Genomic DNA, 16,917 nt, shown 5'->3' on the forward strand with positions numbered 1-16,917 from the left:
GCTATTTTAAATGAATCTGCCCGAAATCAACACGTCTCTTTTCAAACGCCTGCGATTTATTCTTGTCGAAACTAGTCGCTCTGGCAACATTGGCGCCGTCGCGCGGGCCATGAAAACGATGGGTTTTTCCGATCTGGTGCTGGTCAATCCCCGCTTTCCCGATGCCTTGACGGACGCGGAAGCGGTGGCCTTCGCCAGCGGCGCGCAGGATATCCTGTCCGGCGCGCGCATCGTCGGCTCCATCGCCGAGGCGCTCGAAGGCTGCAATTACGCGGCGGCCGTCTCAGCCCGCCTGCGCGAATTTTCTCCGCCCGTCACGGCCCCGCGCGCCATCGCGGCCCAGCTGGCGGCCAGCGACGACTTGCACGCAGCCGTCATCTTCGGCAACGAGCGCTTCGGCTTGCCCAACGAGATCGTCGAGCAGTGCAATGTGCTGATCAACATCCCCGCCAACCCCGAGTATTCCTCGCTGAACCTGTCGCAGGCGGCGCAGGTCGTCGCCTATGAATGCCGCGTGGCTGCCCTCGGCGACGGGCAGATCGCCAGTCCCGTCGGTTTCCATGGCGACGCGGCCAGCCTGGCGCAGGTCGACGGCATGTACGCGCATCTGGAGCAGGCGCTGGTGGCCATCGACTTCCTCGACGCGGACAACCCGAAAAAACTCATGCCAAGGCTGAAACGCCTGTTTTCGCGCACGGGGCTGGAAACGGAAGAAGTCAATATCCTGCGCGGCATCGCGCGGCATATCCTGGCGGTAGCGAAAAAAGGTCCATGATAGAGACCCGGCTGCTGCGCCAGTTCATCGCCGTCGCCGAGGAACTCAATTTCCGCCGCGCGGCCGAGCGGCTGCACATGGCGCAGCCGCCTTTGTCGCAGGCGATATTGCGGCTGGAAGAAGCGCTCGGCTATCCCGTATTCGAGCGCACGAACCGCAAGGTCAGCCTGACGCCGGCCGGCATGGCTTTCCTGGTCACGGCGCGCCAGGTGCTGGCCAGCCTGGAAGAGGGCGTGGCGGCCACGCGCCGCGTGGCGCAGGGCATCGAGGGCCACTTGCGCCTGAGCTTTATCCACATCACGCCGTATGCCCACGTATTGAATGCCTTGCGCGCGTTTCGCGCCGCTTCGCCCGCCGTGCAGTTCACCTTGCGCGAAGCGTCGACGCAGCAGCAGGTCGAGTGGCTGGAAAAAGGCGAGGTCGATATCGCCCTGCTGCGCGCGCCGGGACGCAGCACGCCGGGCTTGCGCTTCGAGCGCCTGTCCGGCGAAGACATCGTGATCGCGCTGCCGTCGAACCACCGCTGCGCGGGCCAGGCGCGCGTGGATCTGGCGGACCTGGCCGGCGACGATTTCGTCGCTTCGCCGCGCGACCTGGGCCAGGGTTTCCACGACCAGCTGGCCAGCCTGTGCCTGCACGCGGGCTTCGTGCCGCGCGTGGCGCAGCAGGCGCGCCGTTTGCAAACGGTGCTGGGACTGGTAGCTGCCGGTTTTGGCGTGGCCCTGCTGCCCGCCAGCCTGGCCGCCTGCGCGCCAGCGGGCGTCGTCATGCTGCCGCTGGCAAGCAGCGCGCCCGAACCGTTGCGCCAGCTTGACCTGTACATGGCGTGGGATCCGCAGCGCACGTCTCCCGTGCGCGAGCGGCTGCTGGCGCAGCTGCGGCACTTTTCCGCCTATTGAGACTTTCAAAGTCTCGTTTCAAGATAAATAAGATATTTTACAGACGGTGAACGAGGGGGCAGCATGGCGTTTTGATTGTCAGGAACTGCCATGTCCACCATGTCCTCGCGCACAGTGCTGCCGTCCGCCACGCTGCCACTCTCCATTTACCTGCTCTCCCTGTGCAGCTTTGCCTTCGGCTTGTGCGAATTCATCGCCGCCGGCCTGTTGACCCCCATGGCGCGCGACTTGCACGCCAGCGTGGCGGCGGCCGGCGGCGCCATCGCCGCGTACGCGCTGGGGGCGGCCATCGGCGCGCCCATCCTGACGGCCATGCTGGCGCGCCGGCCCGTGCGCCAGGTGCTGGTGGCCACCATGCTCGTGCTGGCGGCCGGCAGCGTGGCCATGGCGGCCGCGCCAGCGCTGGGCGCGCTGCTGGGGGTGCGCTTTGCCGTCGGCCTCGCGCATGGCGTCTTCATGGCGGTGGCGTCGCATGCGGCCACCAGCCTGGTCGACCCGTCCCGCGCGGGACGCGCGCTGTCCATCGTCTGGCTGGGCCTGACCCTGGCGCTGGCCGGCGGCGTGCCGCTGGGGACGTGGCTGGGCGCCGTCTCGTCGTGGCGCTGGGTTTTCGCGGCCATCGGCGTGCTGGCCCTGTGCGGCGGCGCCGGCCTGCGCTTGGCCATGCCGGCCGCGCGCCAGCAGGCCGCCGCCGTATCGGCGCTGGCCAGCCTGCGCGCCATCCTGCAGCCGCCCCTGCTGCTGGCGGCCGGCGTGGCGGCGCTGGTCAGCGTGGCTACCTTCAGCTTTTTCACGTATGTCTCGCCTTTCCTGCTGCAGCTGGGCGGGCTCGATGCGGGCTGGCTGGGCGCCGCCATGCTGTGCTTTGGCGTGTGCGCCATCGGCGGCAACCTGCTGGGCGGCTGGTGCGCCGACCGCCCCCACGCGCTGCGCTCCACCGTGCTGGCCCTGGCCGCGCTGGCGCTCAATCTGCTGGGGTTTTATCTGCTGCGCGCTTGGCCCCTGGCCATGCTGGCCCTGTGCGGCACTTTGGGCTTGCTGTTCTTTGCCCTCGTCACCCTGTCCACCATGCGGCTGCTACGCCTGGCGCAACGGCATTGCCCGGGCAGCGACGCCGTGGCGGCGGGCCTGAATATCGCCGCCTTCAATGCGGGCACGGCCTTTGGCGGCGCGCTGGGAGGTGCGCTGATCGTCGCCTTCGGCTTGCCCAGCATTGCCATCGGCGGCGCGCTGGCGGCGCTGCTGGCCATGCTGTTGCTATGGGTTCAGGCGCAAAAACTAGACTCTCCGCTCTAGTTTTTGCGTTCAAGCGCCCACTGCCTTTGGCGTACACTGGCCTGCAAAAGGCGGTATAAAACAAGGGGACAGGGGTATGCAACGCAGATCGTTTCTGAAACTGGGTGTGCTCGGCGCCTGCGCGCTGGCCGCCGGAGGGGCGGCCTATCGCCTGGTGCGCGGGCCGGCGCCACCAGGCCGCTTCGTCCTCGATGGCGCGGCGCGCGCGGCGCTGGCGGCCATCGTGCCGGCCATGCTGGGCAGCGCGCTGCCGCGGGAAGCCCCCGCGCGGGCTGCGGCGCTCGATGGCGCCATCGCCGGCGTGGATACGGCCATCCGTGGCTTGCCCCTGGCGGCGCAGCAGGAAGTGCAGGACCTGTTTGGCCTGCTGGCGCTGGCACCCGCGCGGCGCTTCGTCGCCGGCGTGCATGGCGGCTGGCGCGAAGCCGATCCTGCCCAGGTGGCCGCCTTTCTGCAGTCGTGGCGCACGCACCGCCTGGCCACCTTGCAGACGGCCTACCTGGCCCTGCACGATCTGATCCTCGGCGCCTGGTATGCCGATGCCGCCCACTGGGCCGCCATCGGCTATCCGGGGCCGCTGCCCGAACTGAGCGCATAAGGCATCCATGAGCACATCTCCCATTCTTGACCCCATCGCCATCGGCGTGGCCAGCGGCTGGAACGTCACCGACGCCAGCACCGTGGCCGCCGACCGTACGCTGGAAGCCGACGTGGTCATCATCGGCAGCGGCGCCGGCGGCGGCGTGACGGCGGAAATCCTCGCGCTGGCCGGCCTCAAAGTGCTGATCGTCGAAGAGGGCGGCTTGAAGTCCTCGCAAGACTTCAAGATGCGCGAAGCGGACGCCTATCCCGCGCTGTACCAGGAATCGGCCGCGCGCAAGACGCGCGACAAGGCGATCAATATCCTGCAGGGGCGCACCGTGGGCGGTTCGACCACCGTCAACTGGACCTCGAGCTTCCGCACGCCGCCCGGCACCCTCGAATACTGGCGCAAGCATTTTGGCTTGTCCGGCTATTCCGTCGATGCCATGGCGCCGTGGTTCGCCATGATGGAAAAGCGCCTGCACGTGAGCGACTGGGCCGCGCCGCCCAATGAAAACAACGACTTATTGCGCCGTGGCGCCACGGCGCTGGGCATTCCCACGGCTGCCATCCGGCGCAACGTGAACGGCTGCTGGAACCTCGGCTACTGCGGCATGGGCTGCCCGACCAACGCCAAGCAGTCGATGCTGGTGACGACGATCCCGTCGGCGCTGGCGCTGGGCGCGGGCCTGCTCGTGCATGCGCGCGCCGAGCGTTTCAGCTTCAAGGGCGAGCGCATCGACAGCCTGCAGGTGACGGCGCTCGACGCCGCCGGGCAGGTGCCGACGGGCGTGCGCCTCACGCTGCGCGCCAGACACTTCGTGCTGGCCGGCGGCGCCATCAATTCGCCGGCGCTGCTGTTGCGCTCGCAGGCGCCGGATCCGCATGGCTTGCTGGGGCGGCGCACCTTCCTGCATCCGACGGTGATCTCGGCGGGCCTGTTCCCGCAGCGCGTCGACGCCTATGCGGGCGCGCCCCAGACGATTTATTCCGACCATTTCCTGCACGCGGCGCCCATCGATGGTCCCATCGGCTACAAGCTCGAAGCGCCGCCGCTGCATCCGCTGCTGATGGCCACCACCATGGGCGGTTTCGGCGATGAACACACGCGCACCATGCGCGAATTCCCCCATGCGCATGGCTTGCTGGCCCTGCTGCGCGACGGCTTTCACCATGATTCGGCGGGCGGCACGGTATCGATCGACAGCTTCGGCGCGCCCGTGCTCGACTATCCGCTCACGCCTTTTATGTGGGATGGCGTGCGGCGCGCGCTGCTGTCGATGGCGGAAATCCAGTTCGCCGCCGGCGCGAAAAGTGTCTATCCCGTGCATGAAATGGCCAGCCATTACACCAGCTGGGCGCAGGCGAAGCAGGCCATCGGCGATTTGCCGATGAAGGTGCTGCTGGCGCGGGTGGTGTCGGCCCACGTGATGGGCGGCTGCGCCATGTCGGACGATGCGCGCCTGGGCGTGGCGGGTGCCGATGGCCGCTACCACGGCGTGCGCAATTTGTCCGTACACGACGGCTCGCTGCTGCCCACGTCGATAGGCGCCAATCCGCAATTGACGCTGTATGCGCTGGCCGCGCGCCTGGCCAGCGGCCTGGCGCGGGAGCTGACGGGCAAACCGGCGCCGGTGCCCGTTCCAGCGCCGGCATGATCGCACGCATACTCAAGTGGCTGATGCTGCTGCAGCTGCTGGCCGTGCTGGGGTTGGCGTACCTGGCCATGCAGGCGTGGGGCGTGGCTTCGCCGGTGCAGGCCGTGTTGCTGGCGCTGGCCATGCTGCTGGCCGTGCGCGCGCTGGTCGTGGCGCGCAATTTTTGGCAGAGCCGGCGGCTGGGTAGCCCCGTGCCACAGGAATATCAATTGGGTGTGCGGGGTGCCGCGCGGCTGTTCCTGGGCGAACTGCGCGCCACCCTGTGGGCTTCGTCATGGGGCATGCTGCGTCCGCGCCTGCATGCGCTGGACGCCGCCACGGCTTCCCGGGGCTTGCCGGTGCTGCTGATCCACGGCTATGTGTGCAACCGCGGCTACTGGGCGCAACTGAGCCGCCAGCTGGCGCGGGCCGGCGTCGCGCATGACGCTGTCGACCTGGAACCCATCGTCGCCGACATCGAGGATTGCGTGCCGCAGGTGGAGCAGGCCATCGAGGCGCTGCGCGCCCGCACGGGCAGCGATCGCGTGATTCTCGTCGCCCACAGCATGGGCGGCCTGGTGGCGCGCGCCTGGCTGCGCCGGCATGGCGCGCGGCGTGTCGCCCGCATCATCACCATCGGCACGCCGCACCACGGCACGGCGCTGGCCAACCTGGCTGCAGGCGCGAATGCCCGGCAGATGAGCCGTATCCATGGCGCTCCGGACGCCTGGCTGGCGCAGCTGGCCGCCAGCGAGACGCCGGCAACGCGCGCCCTGATCACCTCGATGTACTCGCATCACGACAATATCGTCGCGCCGCAGTCGTCCGCGCAGCTGCCCGGCGCGCGCAATCTGGCCTTCGGCGGCATCGGCCACGTGGCGCTGGCCAGCGATGCGCGCGTGCTGCGTCAGTTGCTGGAAGAAATCACTATCAAGAACGAAGTCGCCCAGCCTCCGTCTTGCCCGCATTTTTCCTGACTCCTGTTGTGTTTTGTCTGCATGGCAAGACTGTCTGTTTTGACTCTGCTGTTGCCCCTGTTTAACAACGCCATGGGCAGATAATGCTGTTTTCCGCTGGCGTACTGTATTAAGCTAAGGTCAGAAGGGCAGCGGGAAAAATTGTTCCTGAGGCCGCTTGCGCCGTTCTGCAGACGTCCGGCGGCCAGATTTTTCTCAGGATCTATGGCAAGATATTGTAGGATTGTTATGTAGCCCGCGCATGCGAAAAGTTGAACGCAGGCAGAAAATGAGTCCATGCAGTTTTTATTGGGGGCGCTAATTGTCCGCACGTATCCTGATTATTGAAGATAACGCCACCAATATGGAATTGATGGTGTATTTGCTGCGTGCCTTCGGGTACACGCCGCTGGCCGCCTATGACGGCGAAGAGGGCGTGCGCATGGCGCGCAGCGAATTGCCGGACTTGATCATTTGCGACGTGCATTTGCCCAAGCTCGATGGCTATGGCGTGGTGGCCGAGCTGAAGAAAGATCCGCAGCTGCGCAATATCCCGGCCCTGGCCGTGACGGCGCTGGCCATGGTGGGCGACCGCGAACGTCTGCTCGAAGCGGGTTTCAATGGCTACATCGGCAAGCCGATCGAGCCCGACCTGTTCGTCGCGGAGCTGGAATCTTTTTTACCCGGGGCGCCGTCGACGCCAGTTAAAAACGACATAGCCACCATCCTGATCGTCGATGATCATGTGCTGAACCGCGAATTCCTGACCGCTTTGCTCGGTTACGGCGGCCACCGCCTGCTGGAAGCGGCGAATGGCGCCGATGCGCTGGAAATCCTGCGCACGGAGCGGCCGGACCTGATCATTTCCGACATCCTCATGCCGAACATGGACGGCTACGAATTCGTCACGCGCGTGCATGCCGATCCCGTGCTGGCCGACGTGCCCATCATTTTCTATACGGCCACCTACCGCGAGCAGGAAGCGATCTTGCTGGCGCAGGCGTGCGGCGTGCGCTGGGTGCTGCCCAAGCCGTCCGACCCCGAAGTCATCGTGCGCACCGTAAACGAGGCGCTGGGACTGATGCCGGCGGCGGCCCAGGTGCCGGCTGCGCCGGAGATCAGCGGCGGTGCGGCGCCTCCCGCCACGGGCAAGCTGGCCGGCATCGAGCACCAGGTCAGCGGCTACCTCGACGAACTCGAATCGAGCAGCCTGCAGATTTCGCAGCTGGCCGGCCAGCGCGAGGGCCAGGCCGTCATCCCCGAAGACCTGGGCGTCATGACGGAGCGCCTGTCGCGCTCGCTGTCGAGCCTGCAGGCCGTCAGCCTGCGCCTCACGGCCCTGATCGAACTGGGCATCGAGCTGGGCGCCGAACGCGATCCGCGCGCCCTGATCGAGGCGGGCTGCAAGGTGGCGCAGAATATCTGCGTCTCCAAGTACGCCTGCATCGGCATGCTGGAAGAGGGCGCCGAAAAGCTCAGCTATTTTTCCTCGTGCGGCGCCGAGAAAAACCTCGATCGCATCGCCAGCACACCGCGCACGGGCATCCTGAACCGCTTGCTGGAACAGCGCCAGCCCTACCGGGTCAACGGCTTGAAGGGCGACCCCGGCGCGCTGGGCTTGCCCGACACGCACCCGCCCGTGCATTCCTTTCTGGGCGTGGCCATCGCCTCGCGCGAGCGCAGCCACGGCTGGCTGTACCTGGTCGACAAGCTGGGCGCGAATGAATTTTCCGAAGTCGACGAGCGCGTCGCCGCCACGGTGGCGGCGCAGATCGCCGTCGCCTACGACAACCTGCTGCTGTACGACGAGATCAAGCGCCACCATGAGCAGCTGACCCTGGACATGGCGGCGCGCATCCGCCTCGATGAAGACTTGCGCCGCTTCCGCCTGGCGATGGATGCCACGGCCGACGCGATTTTCCTCGTCGACCGCGCCGGCATGTGCTTCGTCGACGTCAACCAGACGGCTTGCCGCATGCTTGGTTTCGAGCGCGAGGATTTTCTGCGCGTGGGGCCGGGCCGCGCGCACGAGGGCGAATCCCAGCTGGAAGAGCTGTACAACAAGCTGCTGGCCGGCGACCAGGGCGGCCCGATGACGGAATTGCAGCTGCAGCGCAAGGACGGTTCGCCGCTGTCGGTGGAAGTGCAGCGGCGTACCCTGCGCTCGGGGCAGAGCTGGATCCTGGTGGCCGTGGCGCGCGACATCACCGAGCGCAAGGATGCCGAGCACCGCCTGATGAAGCTGGCGCATTTCGATACCTTGACGGGCTTGCCGAACCGCAGCCAGTTCTACGCCTCGCTGACCCATTCGCTGACCCAGGCGTCCGAGCACCAGTGGGCCGTGGCCGTGCTGTTCATGGATATCGACCGCTTCAAGAATATCAACGATACCCTGGGCCACACCATCGGCGACGATCTGCTGCGCCAGTTTTCCAGCCGCCTCGTCGATTGCCTGCGCGTGCGCGATACCATCGGCCGCTTTGGCGGCGATGAATTTGCCACCATCCTGGTACTGCCCGATGGCGCCCAGCATGCCGTGGGCGTGGTCGACAAGATCCGCGAGGCGATGCGCAAGCCCTTCGACTTGCAGGGCCACGAGGTGACGGTGACGGTCAGCATCGGCATATCCGTGTACCCGGACGATGGCATCGATGCGGACACGCTGATTCAATATGCCGACACGGCCATGTACCGCGCCAAGGAAGCGGGCCGCGACGCCTTCCGCTTCTTCACGGCGGAAATGAATGCGCAGTCGATGGCGCGGCTGGACATGGAAAACGCCCTGCGGCGCGCCATCGACAACGAGGAATTCGTGCTGTTCTTCCAGCCCAAGGTGAATATCATCTCGGGACGCATCAGCGGCGCCGAGGCGCTGATACGCTGGCGCCGCCCCGGCCACGGCATGGTCTCGCCAGCCCTGTTCATTCCCCTGCTGGAAGAAACGGGGCTGATCGTGCGCGTCGGTAACTGGGTGCTCGACGAAGCGTGCCGGAAGATCAGCGAATGGGGCGCCAGCAGCATCGGGCCCGTGCACCTGTCGGTCAACGTGTCGGGTATCCAGTTTTTCGTCGGCGGCCTGGAAGAGGAGGTGCTCAAGGCGATCCGCAAATACGATATCGCGCCCGAGCTGCTGGAGCTGGAGCTGACGGAAAGCTCGCTCATGTCGAATGCCGAGGAAACCATCGCCGTGCTGCGCAACCTGAAGGCGCTGGGCATCCAGATTTCCATCGACGATTTCGGCACCGGCTATTCCAGCCTGGCCTACCTGAAGCGCTTCCCCATCGACAAGCTGAAGATCGATATCGCCTTCGTGCGCGAAGTGACCAGCAATCCGGACGACGCGGCCATCGTGCTGGCCATTATCAGCATGGCGCACAGCATGAAGCTGGAAGTGATCGCCGAAGGCGTGGAAAACGATGCGCAGCTGGCCTATTTGCGGCGCCACGGCTGCGACGAGATGCAGGGTTATTACTTCAGCCGTCCCGTGCCGCACGAGGAATTCGAACAGATGCTGATGGGTGGCAAGCTGTTGCAGGCGCCACAGGATGCCGGTGGCGAAGAGCAGCAAACCTTGCTGATCGTCGACGACGACGTCTTCATGCTCGACGTGCTCAGCGACTTCCTGGCGCAGGACGGCTACCGCATCCTCACGGCGCAGACGGCCGCCGAAGGCTTCGACATCCTGGCGCGCCACAAGGTGCAGGTGATCCTGTGCGACCAGTGCATGCCGCTCATGAGCGGCACCGAATTCATGGAGCGGGTCAAGCACCTGTGTCCCGACACCTTCCGCATCATGCTGTCGGCCTTTGCCGACCTGACGCCCATCATGGCGGCCATCAACCGCGGCGCCGTCGACCGCTTCTATACCAAGCCGTGGAAAGGCGCCGTGCTGCGCGAGAATATCCGCGAAGGCTTCCGCCTGCACAAGCTGCTGCATGGCCAGGTGAAGGCGGCGGCCTAGGTTCCGGCCGCCGCGTGCGCTGGCGCACGTTGAGCAGCCGCTTTCTATCGAATTAGACCCCCGTCTCTAGTTTTGCTCACTAGAATAAAATGTATCCATGAAGTGGCATGGCCTTTCACATGACGGGAGCTGGCGATGGTGAAGAAATTGAAGGAACCGACGGAAGACAAGGAATTGGCAAGCGCCGTGCGCTCGTCCGCGCAGCAGATCTGGCAAGCGGGCCTCGGTGCCTTTGCCAAGGCGCAGGAAGAGGGCGGGCGAGTGTTTTCCAAGCTGGTAAAGGAAGGCACGGAATTCCAGAAGCGCGCCGAAGACAAGGTGGCCGGTGTCAGCGACAGTGTCAGCAAGCTGGCCGATGGCGTGGGCAAGCAGGCCAGCGGCTCCTGGGACAAGCTGGAACAGGTGTTTGAAGAGCGCGTCGCGCGCGCCCTGGCCACCATCGGCGTGCCCACGCAACAGGACCTCGCCGCGCTGCACGCGCAGATCGATGCCTTGAGCCGGCAAGTGGCGGCGCTGTCGGCCAAGGCCGCGCCGGCGCCCAGGCCGAAGGCTGCGGCCAAGCCCGCCGTGAAGGCGGCGCCGAAAGCCGCACCGAAAACCGCGCCAAAAACCGCACCGAAAACGGCCGTCGCCAAGGCCACGGCCAAGCCGGCAGCCAGGGCCGCGCCGCGCGCCGCAGCCAAACCGGTGAGCAAGCCGCTGAGCAAACCGGCGGCGAGACCGGCGGCGAAGAAAAAAGCGCCGGCCGCCTGAGCTGGCGCCGCATTCCTCCAGCCTGCTCGCGCAGGCTTTTTTTTGCCTGCGTTTTTCGCCGACGGCCAGGGGCGGAGTGTTTCATTATGGCTATTTTAGGTGGTATGCTTGAGGTAGAACACAGAGAGATTGCCCGCCATGCTACAAAAAGCACCACGCCGTACCCGCGAACGCATCCTGGAGTTGTCGCTGCGCCTGTTCAATGAGTTTGGTGAGCCGAATATCACGACGACCGTGATTGCCGAAGAGATGAACATTTCGCCCGGCAACCTGTATTACCACTTCCGTAACAAGGACGACATCGTCAATTCGATCTTCGTCCAGTTCGAGGCGGAAATCGAACGCATCCTGACCGTGCCCGACGGTCGCCGCTCGAATATCGAGGATGTCTGGCTGTATTTGCACCTGATGTTCGAACTGATCTGGCGCTACCGCTTTTTCTATCGTGACCTCAATGATTTGCTGTCGCGCAACCGCAAACTGGAATTGCACTTCAAGCTGATCCTGGCGCACAAGATCAAGGTGGCCACACAGCTGTGCGAAGACTTGCGCAGCGAACAGTCGCTGGAAGCGTCGGACATGGAAATTGCTGCGATGGCGACGAATATGGTGGTTGTCGCCACCTACTGGCTGTCGTACGAGTATGTGCGCAACCCGCGCAAGTACAGCGAGCAGCAATCGATGTCCGATGCGCTGGCGCGCGGCTGCTACCAGGTGCTGTCCCTGATCGGCCCGTATCTGCGCAATGAAACGCATTTGCTGTTTCGCAAACTGTCGGAAGAGTACGTGACGAAACTCAAGAACGACTGACGCGGCTGCTGGCGCCACGTCGCTATTTACAGGAGAGATATATGGCTTGGAAACAATTCCCCTATCCGGACGAGGCATATGTCTACACGCCGCAAACCCTGGAAGCGGCCTGGCCGCGTCTGCATGCGGGCGACGTGGAACCCTTTCCCACGCACTCTGCGCTGGTGCAAGCCTGGCTGGCCTTCCATGCGGGCGACTTCGAGCGCGCCGTGAAGCTGGGCCTGGCCGTCGGCGTGCCCGGTTATGCGGTGGCGCACAAGGCGACCTGCATCTACGCCACGCACCTGGAAGTGGACGACAGCCGGAAACTCGACATGTACGAAGAAGTCGCGGAGCGCTGCGAGCGCCAGCAGAGCGAGCAGCCGGACAATCCGGCCGGCTACTACTGGCATGCCTACAGCCTGGGCCGTTATGCGCTGGGCACGTCCGTCGTCAAGGCCCTGGCGCAGGGCATGGGCGCGCGCGTGCGCAACAGCCTGGACCGCACGATGACGGTGGCGCCCATGCATGCGGAAGCGCATATCGCGTTTGGGATTTATCATACGGAAATTATCGACAAGGTCGGCGCCATGATAGGCAGCCTGACCTACGGCGCCAACAAGGAAGACGGCTATCAGCACTTCAAGACGGCACTGGCCCTGACGCCGTATTCGGCGCTGGCGCATAGCGAATATGCGCGCGCCTTGAACATGCTCGACGGAAAGAAAAAGCTGGCGGAAGCGCTGGCATTGTATGAAAAGGCGGCCGAGTGCGAGGCACTGGACGCCAAGGAGCGCCTCGAGGTCGAGGCGGCGATCGATGAATTGAAAGGGTAGGGATTACTGTGATCAAGGCTTTATGTGTGTACTGTGGCGCCAATGCGGGCGTCTCGCCGGACTATGCCGTGGCGGCGCGCGAACTGGCGCGCGTGCTGGTGGCGGAAAATATCTCGCTCGTATATGGGGGTGGCAAGGTGGGCCTGATGGGCGTGATCGCCGATGAAGTGCTGCGCCTGGGCGGCGAAGTGACGGGCGTGATTCCCACCCAGCTGGTCGAGCGCGAAGTGGGCCACACGGGCTTGACGCGCCAGTTCATCGTGAAGGACATGCATGAGCGCAAGGCGATGATGGCCAGCCTGTCTGACGCCTTCATCGCCATGCCCGGCGGCTATGGCACCCTGGAAGAGCTGTTCGAGATGCTCACGTGGGCCCAGCTGGGCTTGCACGCCAAACCCATCGGCTTGCTCAATGTCGACCGTTTCTATGATGGCTTGATCGCTTTCGTGCAAAACGGCAAGGAACAGGGCTTTATCCGCCCGCAGCACGCGGCGTTCCTGAATGCCGACGCCGATCCTGCCGCGCTGGTGCAGCGTCTGAAGGAGTGCGCGCCTTAATCTTTCTTCATAGAAATTGACAGGGAGCCATGCACTGCGCAGTGCATGGCTTTTTTTATTTCCACACGGGAAAATTGATCGCGCTCGATGATTCAATTGATAAATATATGTCCATAATATTTCTCCGGATGCATGTTATTTTGAAAATGAAGATGCTTTTTAATTATGGTTGTGGTCTACTTGTCCTGTTCAAAAGTTAGGACTATCGGACACCCGTGAGCGCGACAAGACTCCTAAAAAACGGTGCCGAGCCATTTCAAGTTGCCACAGCCACGCTACTTCATCATCTCGAAAGGATGCTATTTTGAAACCTATGACCCTCTTGCGCGCGACCGCTGTCGCCGCCATTCTTGCAGCCGCTGGCGGTGCTCAGGCGCAGACGACGACGATCGGCTTCGATTCGCTCGAACATCCCGGCTACTTTGGTTCCGTATTCAATTCCTACTCCGAAGGCGGCTATAACTTTGACAGCAGCTTCCTGGGCCTGTTGAGCTCGGCACATCAGGATAGCTTCGCCTATGCCGGCTCGGCCGGCCTGGGTGCGACAGCCCTGTCGACAACGACCTTGTCGCGCGCCGATGGCGCCGCTTTCTCGCTGAGTTCGATCAGCCTGGCCGATTTCGTGAGCTTGCCTGGTTCCTTCGATGTGACCTTTGTCGGCCACCAAGTGGGCGGCGGCACGGTGACCCAGACCTTCAGCCTTGGCGGCGGCCACACCTTTGCCGATTACACGTTTACGGGTTTCAGCAATCTGCTGTCGGCATCGTGGAAGGAAGGCGCCTTGCACACCTTCCAGGTTGACAATATCTCCGCCACTGTCAGCGCCGTGCCGGAACCGGCCACCTACGGCATGCTGCTGGGCGGACTGGGCCTGCTGGGCTTCATGCTTCGCCGCAAGAACGCCGCCTGAGCCTGAACATGGTGCCGGCCATGCCGGCGCATACGTAAACAATGCCGCCCAGTGGATGCCGGGCGGCATTGTTACGTGGACTTCATGACATTGACTTCATGACCACAGGCGCTGGCCTGACAGGTCGAGCTGGGTCAGGTACAGGCGCACGTCGAATTCATACTGGTGGTATTGCGGTTCCATATACGTGCACAGCTTGTAGAACGCCTTGTCATGCTGCTTTTCTTTCACATGCGCCAGTTCGTGCACGGCGATCATGCGCAGGAATTCCAGCGGCACTTCCTTGAACATGGTGGCCACGCGGATTTCATGCTTGGCCTTGAGCTTGCCGCCCTGCACGCGCGAGATCGAGGTATGCAAACCCAGCGCATGCTGGATCACATGGATCTTGCTGTCGAACGCCACCTTGTTGATGGGTTCGGCATTGCGCAGGAATTCATTCTTCAAGTCCTGCACATACTGGTATAACGCCTTGTCGTTGCGCACATCGTGCGCGTTCGGATAGCGTTTCAACAGGACGTCGCCCAGCTTGTCTTGCGCGATCAGTTGCTGCACTTGCGCTTGCGTTTGTTCGGAATAGGCGCTCAGGTATTTCAGGGATGGCTGCATGCGGGGAAGGGCGGGGCGGGGCGCGGAGGTGTCGGTAAGGCGAGAATGTACCATACCGCCGCGCCCCGCGCTGCGCCAGCCCTTGCCAGCCCTTGCGCGGGGCCGCTGGGACCGTCCCGTGCCTTCGTCAAGCCGCGCTGTCCGGGTAATCCCGGTCAGCCCGTCAGCCCGGATCAGCCCTTGTCGTCTTCGTCCTTGCCACCCTGCCGGCCAGTGTTGCCGCTGCGCGCCGCCGTGCCGCCGCGGTTTTCATTGGCGCGCTGGGCCGATTGCCGGCTTTCGCCGCCCTTGCGGCCTATTTCCGCCATGTGTACACGGTTGCGGCTGACGGCTTCGCCGCCTTTCTGCCCGGCCCGGCGTGCTTCTTCCGAGTCGAATTCATGCGCCGTGCCCTTTTGGTGGGCTGCCTGGCCCCCCTTGCTGGCAATTTCGCGTTGCTGCTCCTCATTCATGGCGGCAAAGCCGCGTTTGCTCGTGCCTTTGGCGCTGCCCGATTCGCTGGCTTTCTGGCTGCTGCCAGCGCCTTTGCCCTGCTCATTACCTTGATTGTTAGCCATGTCGCTCTCCTTGCTGTCGAGTGGGGTCTAGTGTTCAATTCAGGTGTTCAATGCGCCTGATCGGATTGCCTGCTGGTATCGCGGCTGTGGCCGGCGCCATCGCGGCGGCCCGTCGCGTGCATTTTTTCGATCATTTCACGCTGGCGCTGCGTGGCTTTTTCTGTTTCCTCGGCCGTCTTGCGCACCACTTCGTCAGCGAAGGCCACGGCCGTGCGGCTCGCTTCGGGCAGGTGGTTCTCTGCCGTGCGGTTCATCTCGACATTGGCGTTGGCGACGAGGTTGCCGAGTTGCTGCTGGTACTGGCGCAGCTTGTTGCTGCCCGGCTGCAGCTGGGCAGCAGCCAGCGACATGAACTCGCCCGTGTCGCGCGCGCACAGCAGTTGCTGGCTGGCGTTGCTCCATTCCTGCAGCAAGTCTTGCGCCAGCCGCAGATGCAGCTCGCTCAGTTGCTGCGCCGTATCGAACATCTTGCGCGATAGTTCCGTGGCGAAATTGCACTGGGCCTCCAGATGGGACTTCAGGGCGGGGCTGAAACTGGGGGACATACTGGTTGTGAACATGTTCTACCTCAATGAAAAGCGGATCCAGGAAACACCCGGTGTACCGGATGCGGCGTATGGTGCAACAAGCAAAGGGATAGACGCCGGATGGTGTGCCAGGTTCCACGCCAGATGCCGGTTTGGCGCGAGAATGGGGCCTGGCAGGAGGAAAAACGCGATGGTTTTGCGCCAGATCAAATGAACGTGAATCAGCTTGCCGCCGCCGGCAGCCATGCTGCTTGTGTGGAAAATGCAGGTTTACAGGCCCGGCCGTGCGACAATAGCCGGCTCGCGGCAGCGCAGCCGATGGCCGGCGCGCGTGGCTGAGCCGAGCATAGCCCACCTTTTTTGCCTTATTCCGCGACCATGACGCATCCCGAATACATCCTGACCCTGTCCTGCCTGGACCAGCGCGGCATCGTGCACCGCGTGTCCGGCTTCCTGGCCGAACGCGGCTGCAACATCCTCGATTCCGCCCAGTTCGGCGACCAGGAATCCCAGCTGTTCTTCATGCGCGTGCATTTCGCGCTGGAAGACGGCGCCGTCAGCGACGCCCAGTTGCGCAGCGACTTCGCCGACCTGTCGCAAGCCATGCAATTGAACGGCCCCTTCCACGGCCAGCTGCACGATGCGCGCGTCAAGCCGCGCGTGATGCTGATGGTGTCGAAGATTGGCCATTGCCTGAACGATTTGCTGTTCCGCTACAAGAGCGGCTTGCTGAACGTGGAAATTCCCGCCATCGTGTCGAACCACATGGAGTTCTACCAGCTGGCGGCCAGCTACAATATTCCCTTCCATCACCTGCCGCTGGCGGCCGGCGCGCCGGAAGCGGCCAAGCTGGCGCAGGAAGCGAAGATCATCGACTTGATGGACACGCACAAGATCGACCTGGTGGTGCTGGCCCGCTACATGCAGATCCTGTCGCCGGGCCTGTGCCAGGCGCTCGATGGCCGCGCCATCAATATCCACCATTCCTTCCTGCCCAGCTTCAAGGGCGCCAAGCCGTATGCGCAGGCGCATCACCGCGGCGTCAAGCTGATCGGCGCGACGGCCCACTTCGTCACGGGCGACCTGGATGAAGGCCCGATCATCGAGCAGGACGTCGAGCGCGTCGACCATGCGATGGATGCCGAGACCCTGACGGCCATCGGCCGCGACGTCGAGTGCGTGGTGCTGGCGCGCGCCGTGAAATGGTTCGTCGAGCACCGCATCCTGAAAAATGGCGACAAGACCGTGGTTTTCCGCTGATACCTTCGCCCGT

General features: G+C 64.0%; 16 protein-coding genes. 13 read left to right on the forward strand and 3 right to left on the reverse strand.

Annotated features, from left to right (window positions below; all coding sequences use genetic code 11):
- Window positions 1-10 precede the first annotated feature (10 nt).
- The 12 genes from LSO07_RS10130 (at window position 11) to LSO07_RS10185 (ending at window position 13,951) form a co-directional block, all read left to right on the forward strand.
- Window positions 11-775: an RNA methyltransferase gene (locus LSO07_RS10130; protein WP_070278661.1), complete on the forward strand. Its 765-nt coding sequence runs from the start codon at window positions 11-13 to the stop codon at window positions 773-775.
- A complete protein-coding gene (locus LSO07_RS10135; protein WP_151093685.1) occupies window positions 772-1,674 on the forward strand; it encodes a LysR substrate-binding domain-containing protein in 903 nt (300 codons plus the stop codon). Before LSO07_RS10130 ends, LSO07_RS10135 begins: the two co-directional genes overlap by 4 nt.
- A 90-nt stretch (window positions 1,675-1,764) precedes the next feature.
- On the forward strand, window positions 1,765-2,970 hold the full coding sequence (locus tag LSO07_RS10140; RefSeq protein ID WP_225317238.1) for an MFS transporter: 1,206 nt from the start codon (window positions 1,765-1,767) through the stop codon (window positions 2,968-2,970).
- Window positions 2,971-3,046: 76 nt separating this feature from the next.
- Window positions 3,047-3,568, forward strand: coding sequence for a hypothetical protein (locus tag LSO07_RS10145; protein ID WP_034786226.1), 522 nt, complete (start codon window positions 3,047-3,049; stop codon window positions 3,566-3,568).
- 7 nt (window positions 3,569-3,575) lie between these two features.
- Entirely contained in the window at window positions 3,576-5,210 is a 1,635-nt protein-coding gene (locus LSO07_RS10150; protein WP_151093687.1) for a GMC family oxidoreductase, read from the forward strand.
- Window positions 5,207-6,166 carry an esterase/lipase family protein gene (locus tag LSO07_RS10155; protein WP_151093689.1) on the forward strand — a complete coding sequence of 320 codons (960 nt, stop codon included), beginning with the start codon at window positions 5,207-5,209 and terminating at the stop codon, window positions 6,164-6,166. Before LSO07_RS10150 ends, LSO07_RS10155 begins: the two co-directional genes overlap by 4 nt.
- 301 nt (window positions 6,167-6,467) lie before the next feature.
- Window positions 6,468-10,106: an EAL domain-containing protein gene (locus LSO07_RS10160; RefSeq protein WP_151093691.1), complete on the forward strand. Its 3,639-nt coding sequence runs from the start codon at window positions 6,468-6,470 to the stop codon at window positions 10,104-10,106.
- A gap of 135 nt (window positions 10,107-10,241) precedes the next feature.
- Window positions 10,242-10,859, forward strand: coding sequence for a phasin family protein (locus LSO07_RS10165; protein WP_151093694.1), 618 nt, complete (start codon window positions 10,242-10,244; stop codon window positions 10,857-10,859).
- Between the two features lie 138 nt (window positions 10,860-10,997).
- A complete protein-coding gene (locus tag LSO07_RS10170) occupies window positions 10,998-11,669 on the forward strand; it encodes a TetR/AcrR family transcriptional regulator (protein ID WP_034786204.1) in 672 nt (223 codons plus the stop codon).
- A 41-nt stretch (window positions 11,670-11,710) separates the two neighbouring features.
- Window positions 11,711-12,484, forward strand: a complete 774-nt coding sequence (locus tag LSO07_RS10175; protein WP_151093696.1) for a hypothetical protein — start codon at window positions 11,711-11,713, stop codon at window positions 12,482-12,484.
- 11 nt (window positions 12,485-12,495) lie between these two features.
- Window positions 12,496-13,041, forward strand: coding sequence for a TIGR00730 family Rossman fold protein (locus LSO07_RS10180; RefSeq protein ID WP_034786386.1), 546 nt, complete (start codon window positions 12,496-12,498; stop codon window positions 13,039-13,041).
- Between the two features lie 313 nt (window positions 13,042-13,354).
- Window positions 13,355-13,951 (forward strand): PEP-CTERM sorting domain-containing protein, encoded by a 597-nt coding sequence (locus LSO07_RS10185; protein WP_052140476.1) that lies wholly within the window; start codon window positions 13,355-13,357, stop codon window positions 13,949-13,951.
- A gap of 96 nt (window positions 13,952-14,047) precedes the next feature.
- Here the strand turns inward: LSO07_RS10185 and LSO07_RS10190 are convergent, their stop codons facing one another.
- The 3 genes from LSO07_RS10190 to LSO07_RS10200 all read right to left on the reverse strand — a co-directional run bounded on the left by LSO07_RS10190 (window position 14,048) and on the right by LSO07_RS10200 (window position 15,677).
- Window positions 14,048-14,560 carry a YgjP-like metallopeptidase domain-containing protein gene (locus LSO07_RS10190; RefSeq protein WP_034758768.1) on the reverse strand — a complete coding sequence of 171 codons (513 nt, stop codon included), beginning with the start codon at window positions 14,558-14,560 and terminating at the stop codon, window positions 14,048-14,050.
- Window positions 14,561-14,733: 173 nt separating this feature from the next.
- Window positions 14,734-15,117, reverse strand: a complete 384-nt coding sequence (locus tag LSO07_RS10195) for a KGG domain-containing protein (protein WP_151093698.1) — start codon at window positions 15,115-15,117, stop codon at window positions 14,734-14,736.
- A gap of 47 nt (window positions 15,118-15,164) precedes the next feature.
- The gene (locus tag LSO07_RS10200; protein WP_151093700.1) at window positions 15,165-15,677 is read right to left on the reverse strand and encodes a phasin family protein; all 513 of its coding nucleotides are present in this window, start codon (window positions 15,675-15,677) and stop codon (window positions 15,165-15,167) included.
- A 345-nt stretch (window positions 15,678-16,022) separates the two neighbouring features.
- Here LSO07_RS10200 and purU point away from each other — a divergent pair, with 345 nt between their 5' ends.
- Entirely contained in the window at window positions 16,023-16,904 is an 882-nt protein-coding gene (gene purU / locus LSO07_RS10205) for a formyltetrahydrofolate deformylase (RefSeq protein ID WP_034786194.1), read from the forward strand.
- Window positions 16,905-16,917 lie beyond the last annotated feature (13 nt).

It is taken from the genome of Janthinobacterium sp. PLB04 (genome assembly GCF_021165895.1).
In the GTDB taxonomy this organism is placed as follows: Bacteria; Pseudomonadota; Gammaproteobacteria; order Burkholderiales; family Burkholderiaceae_D; genus Janthinobacterium; species Janthinobacterium lividum.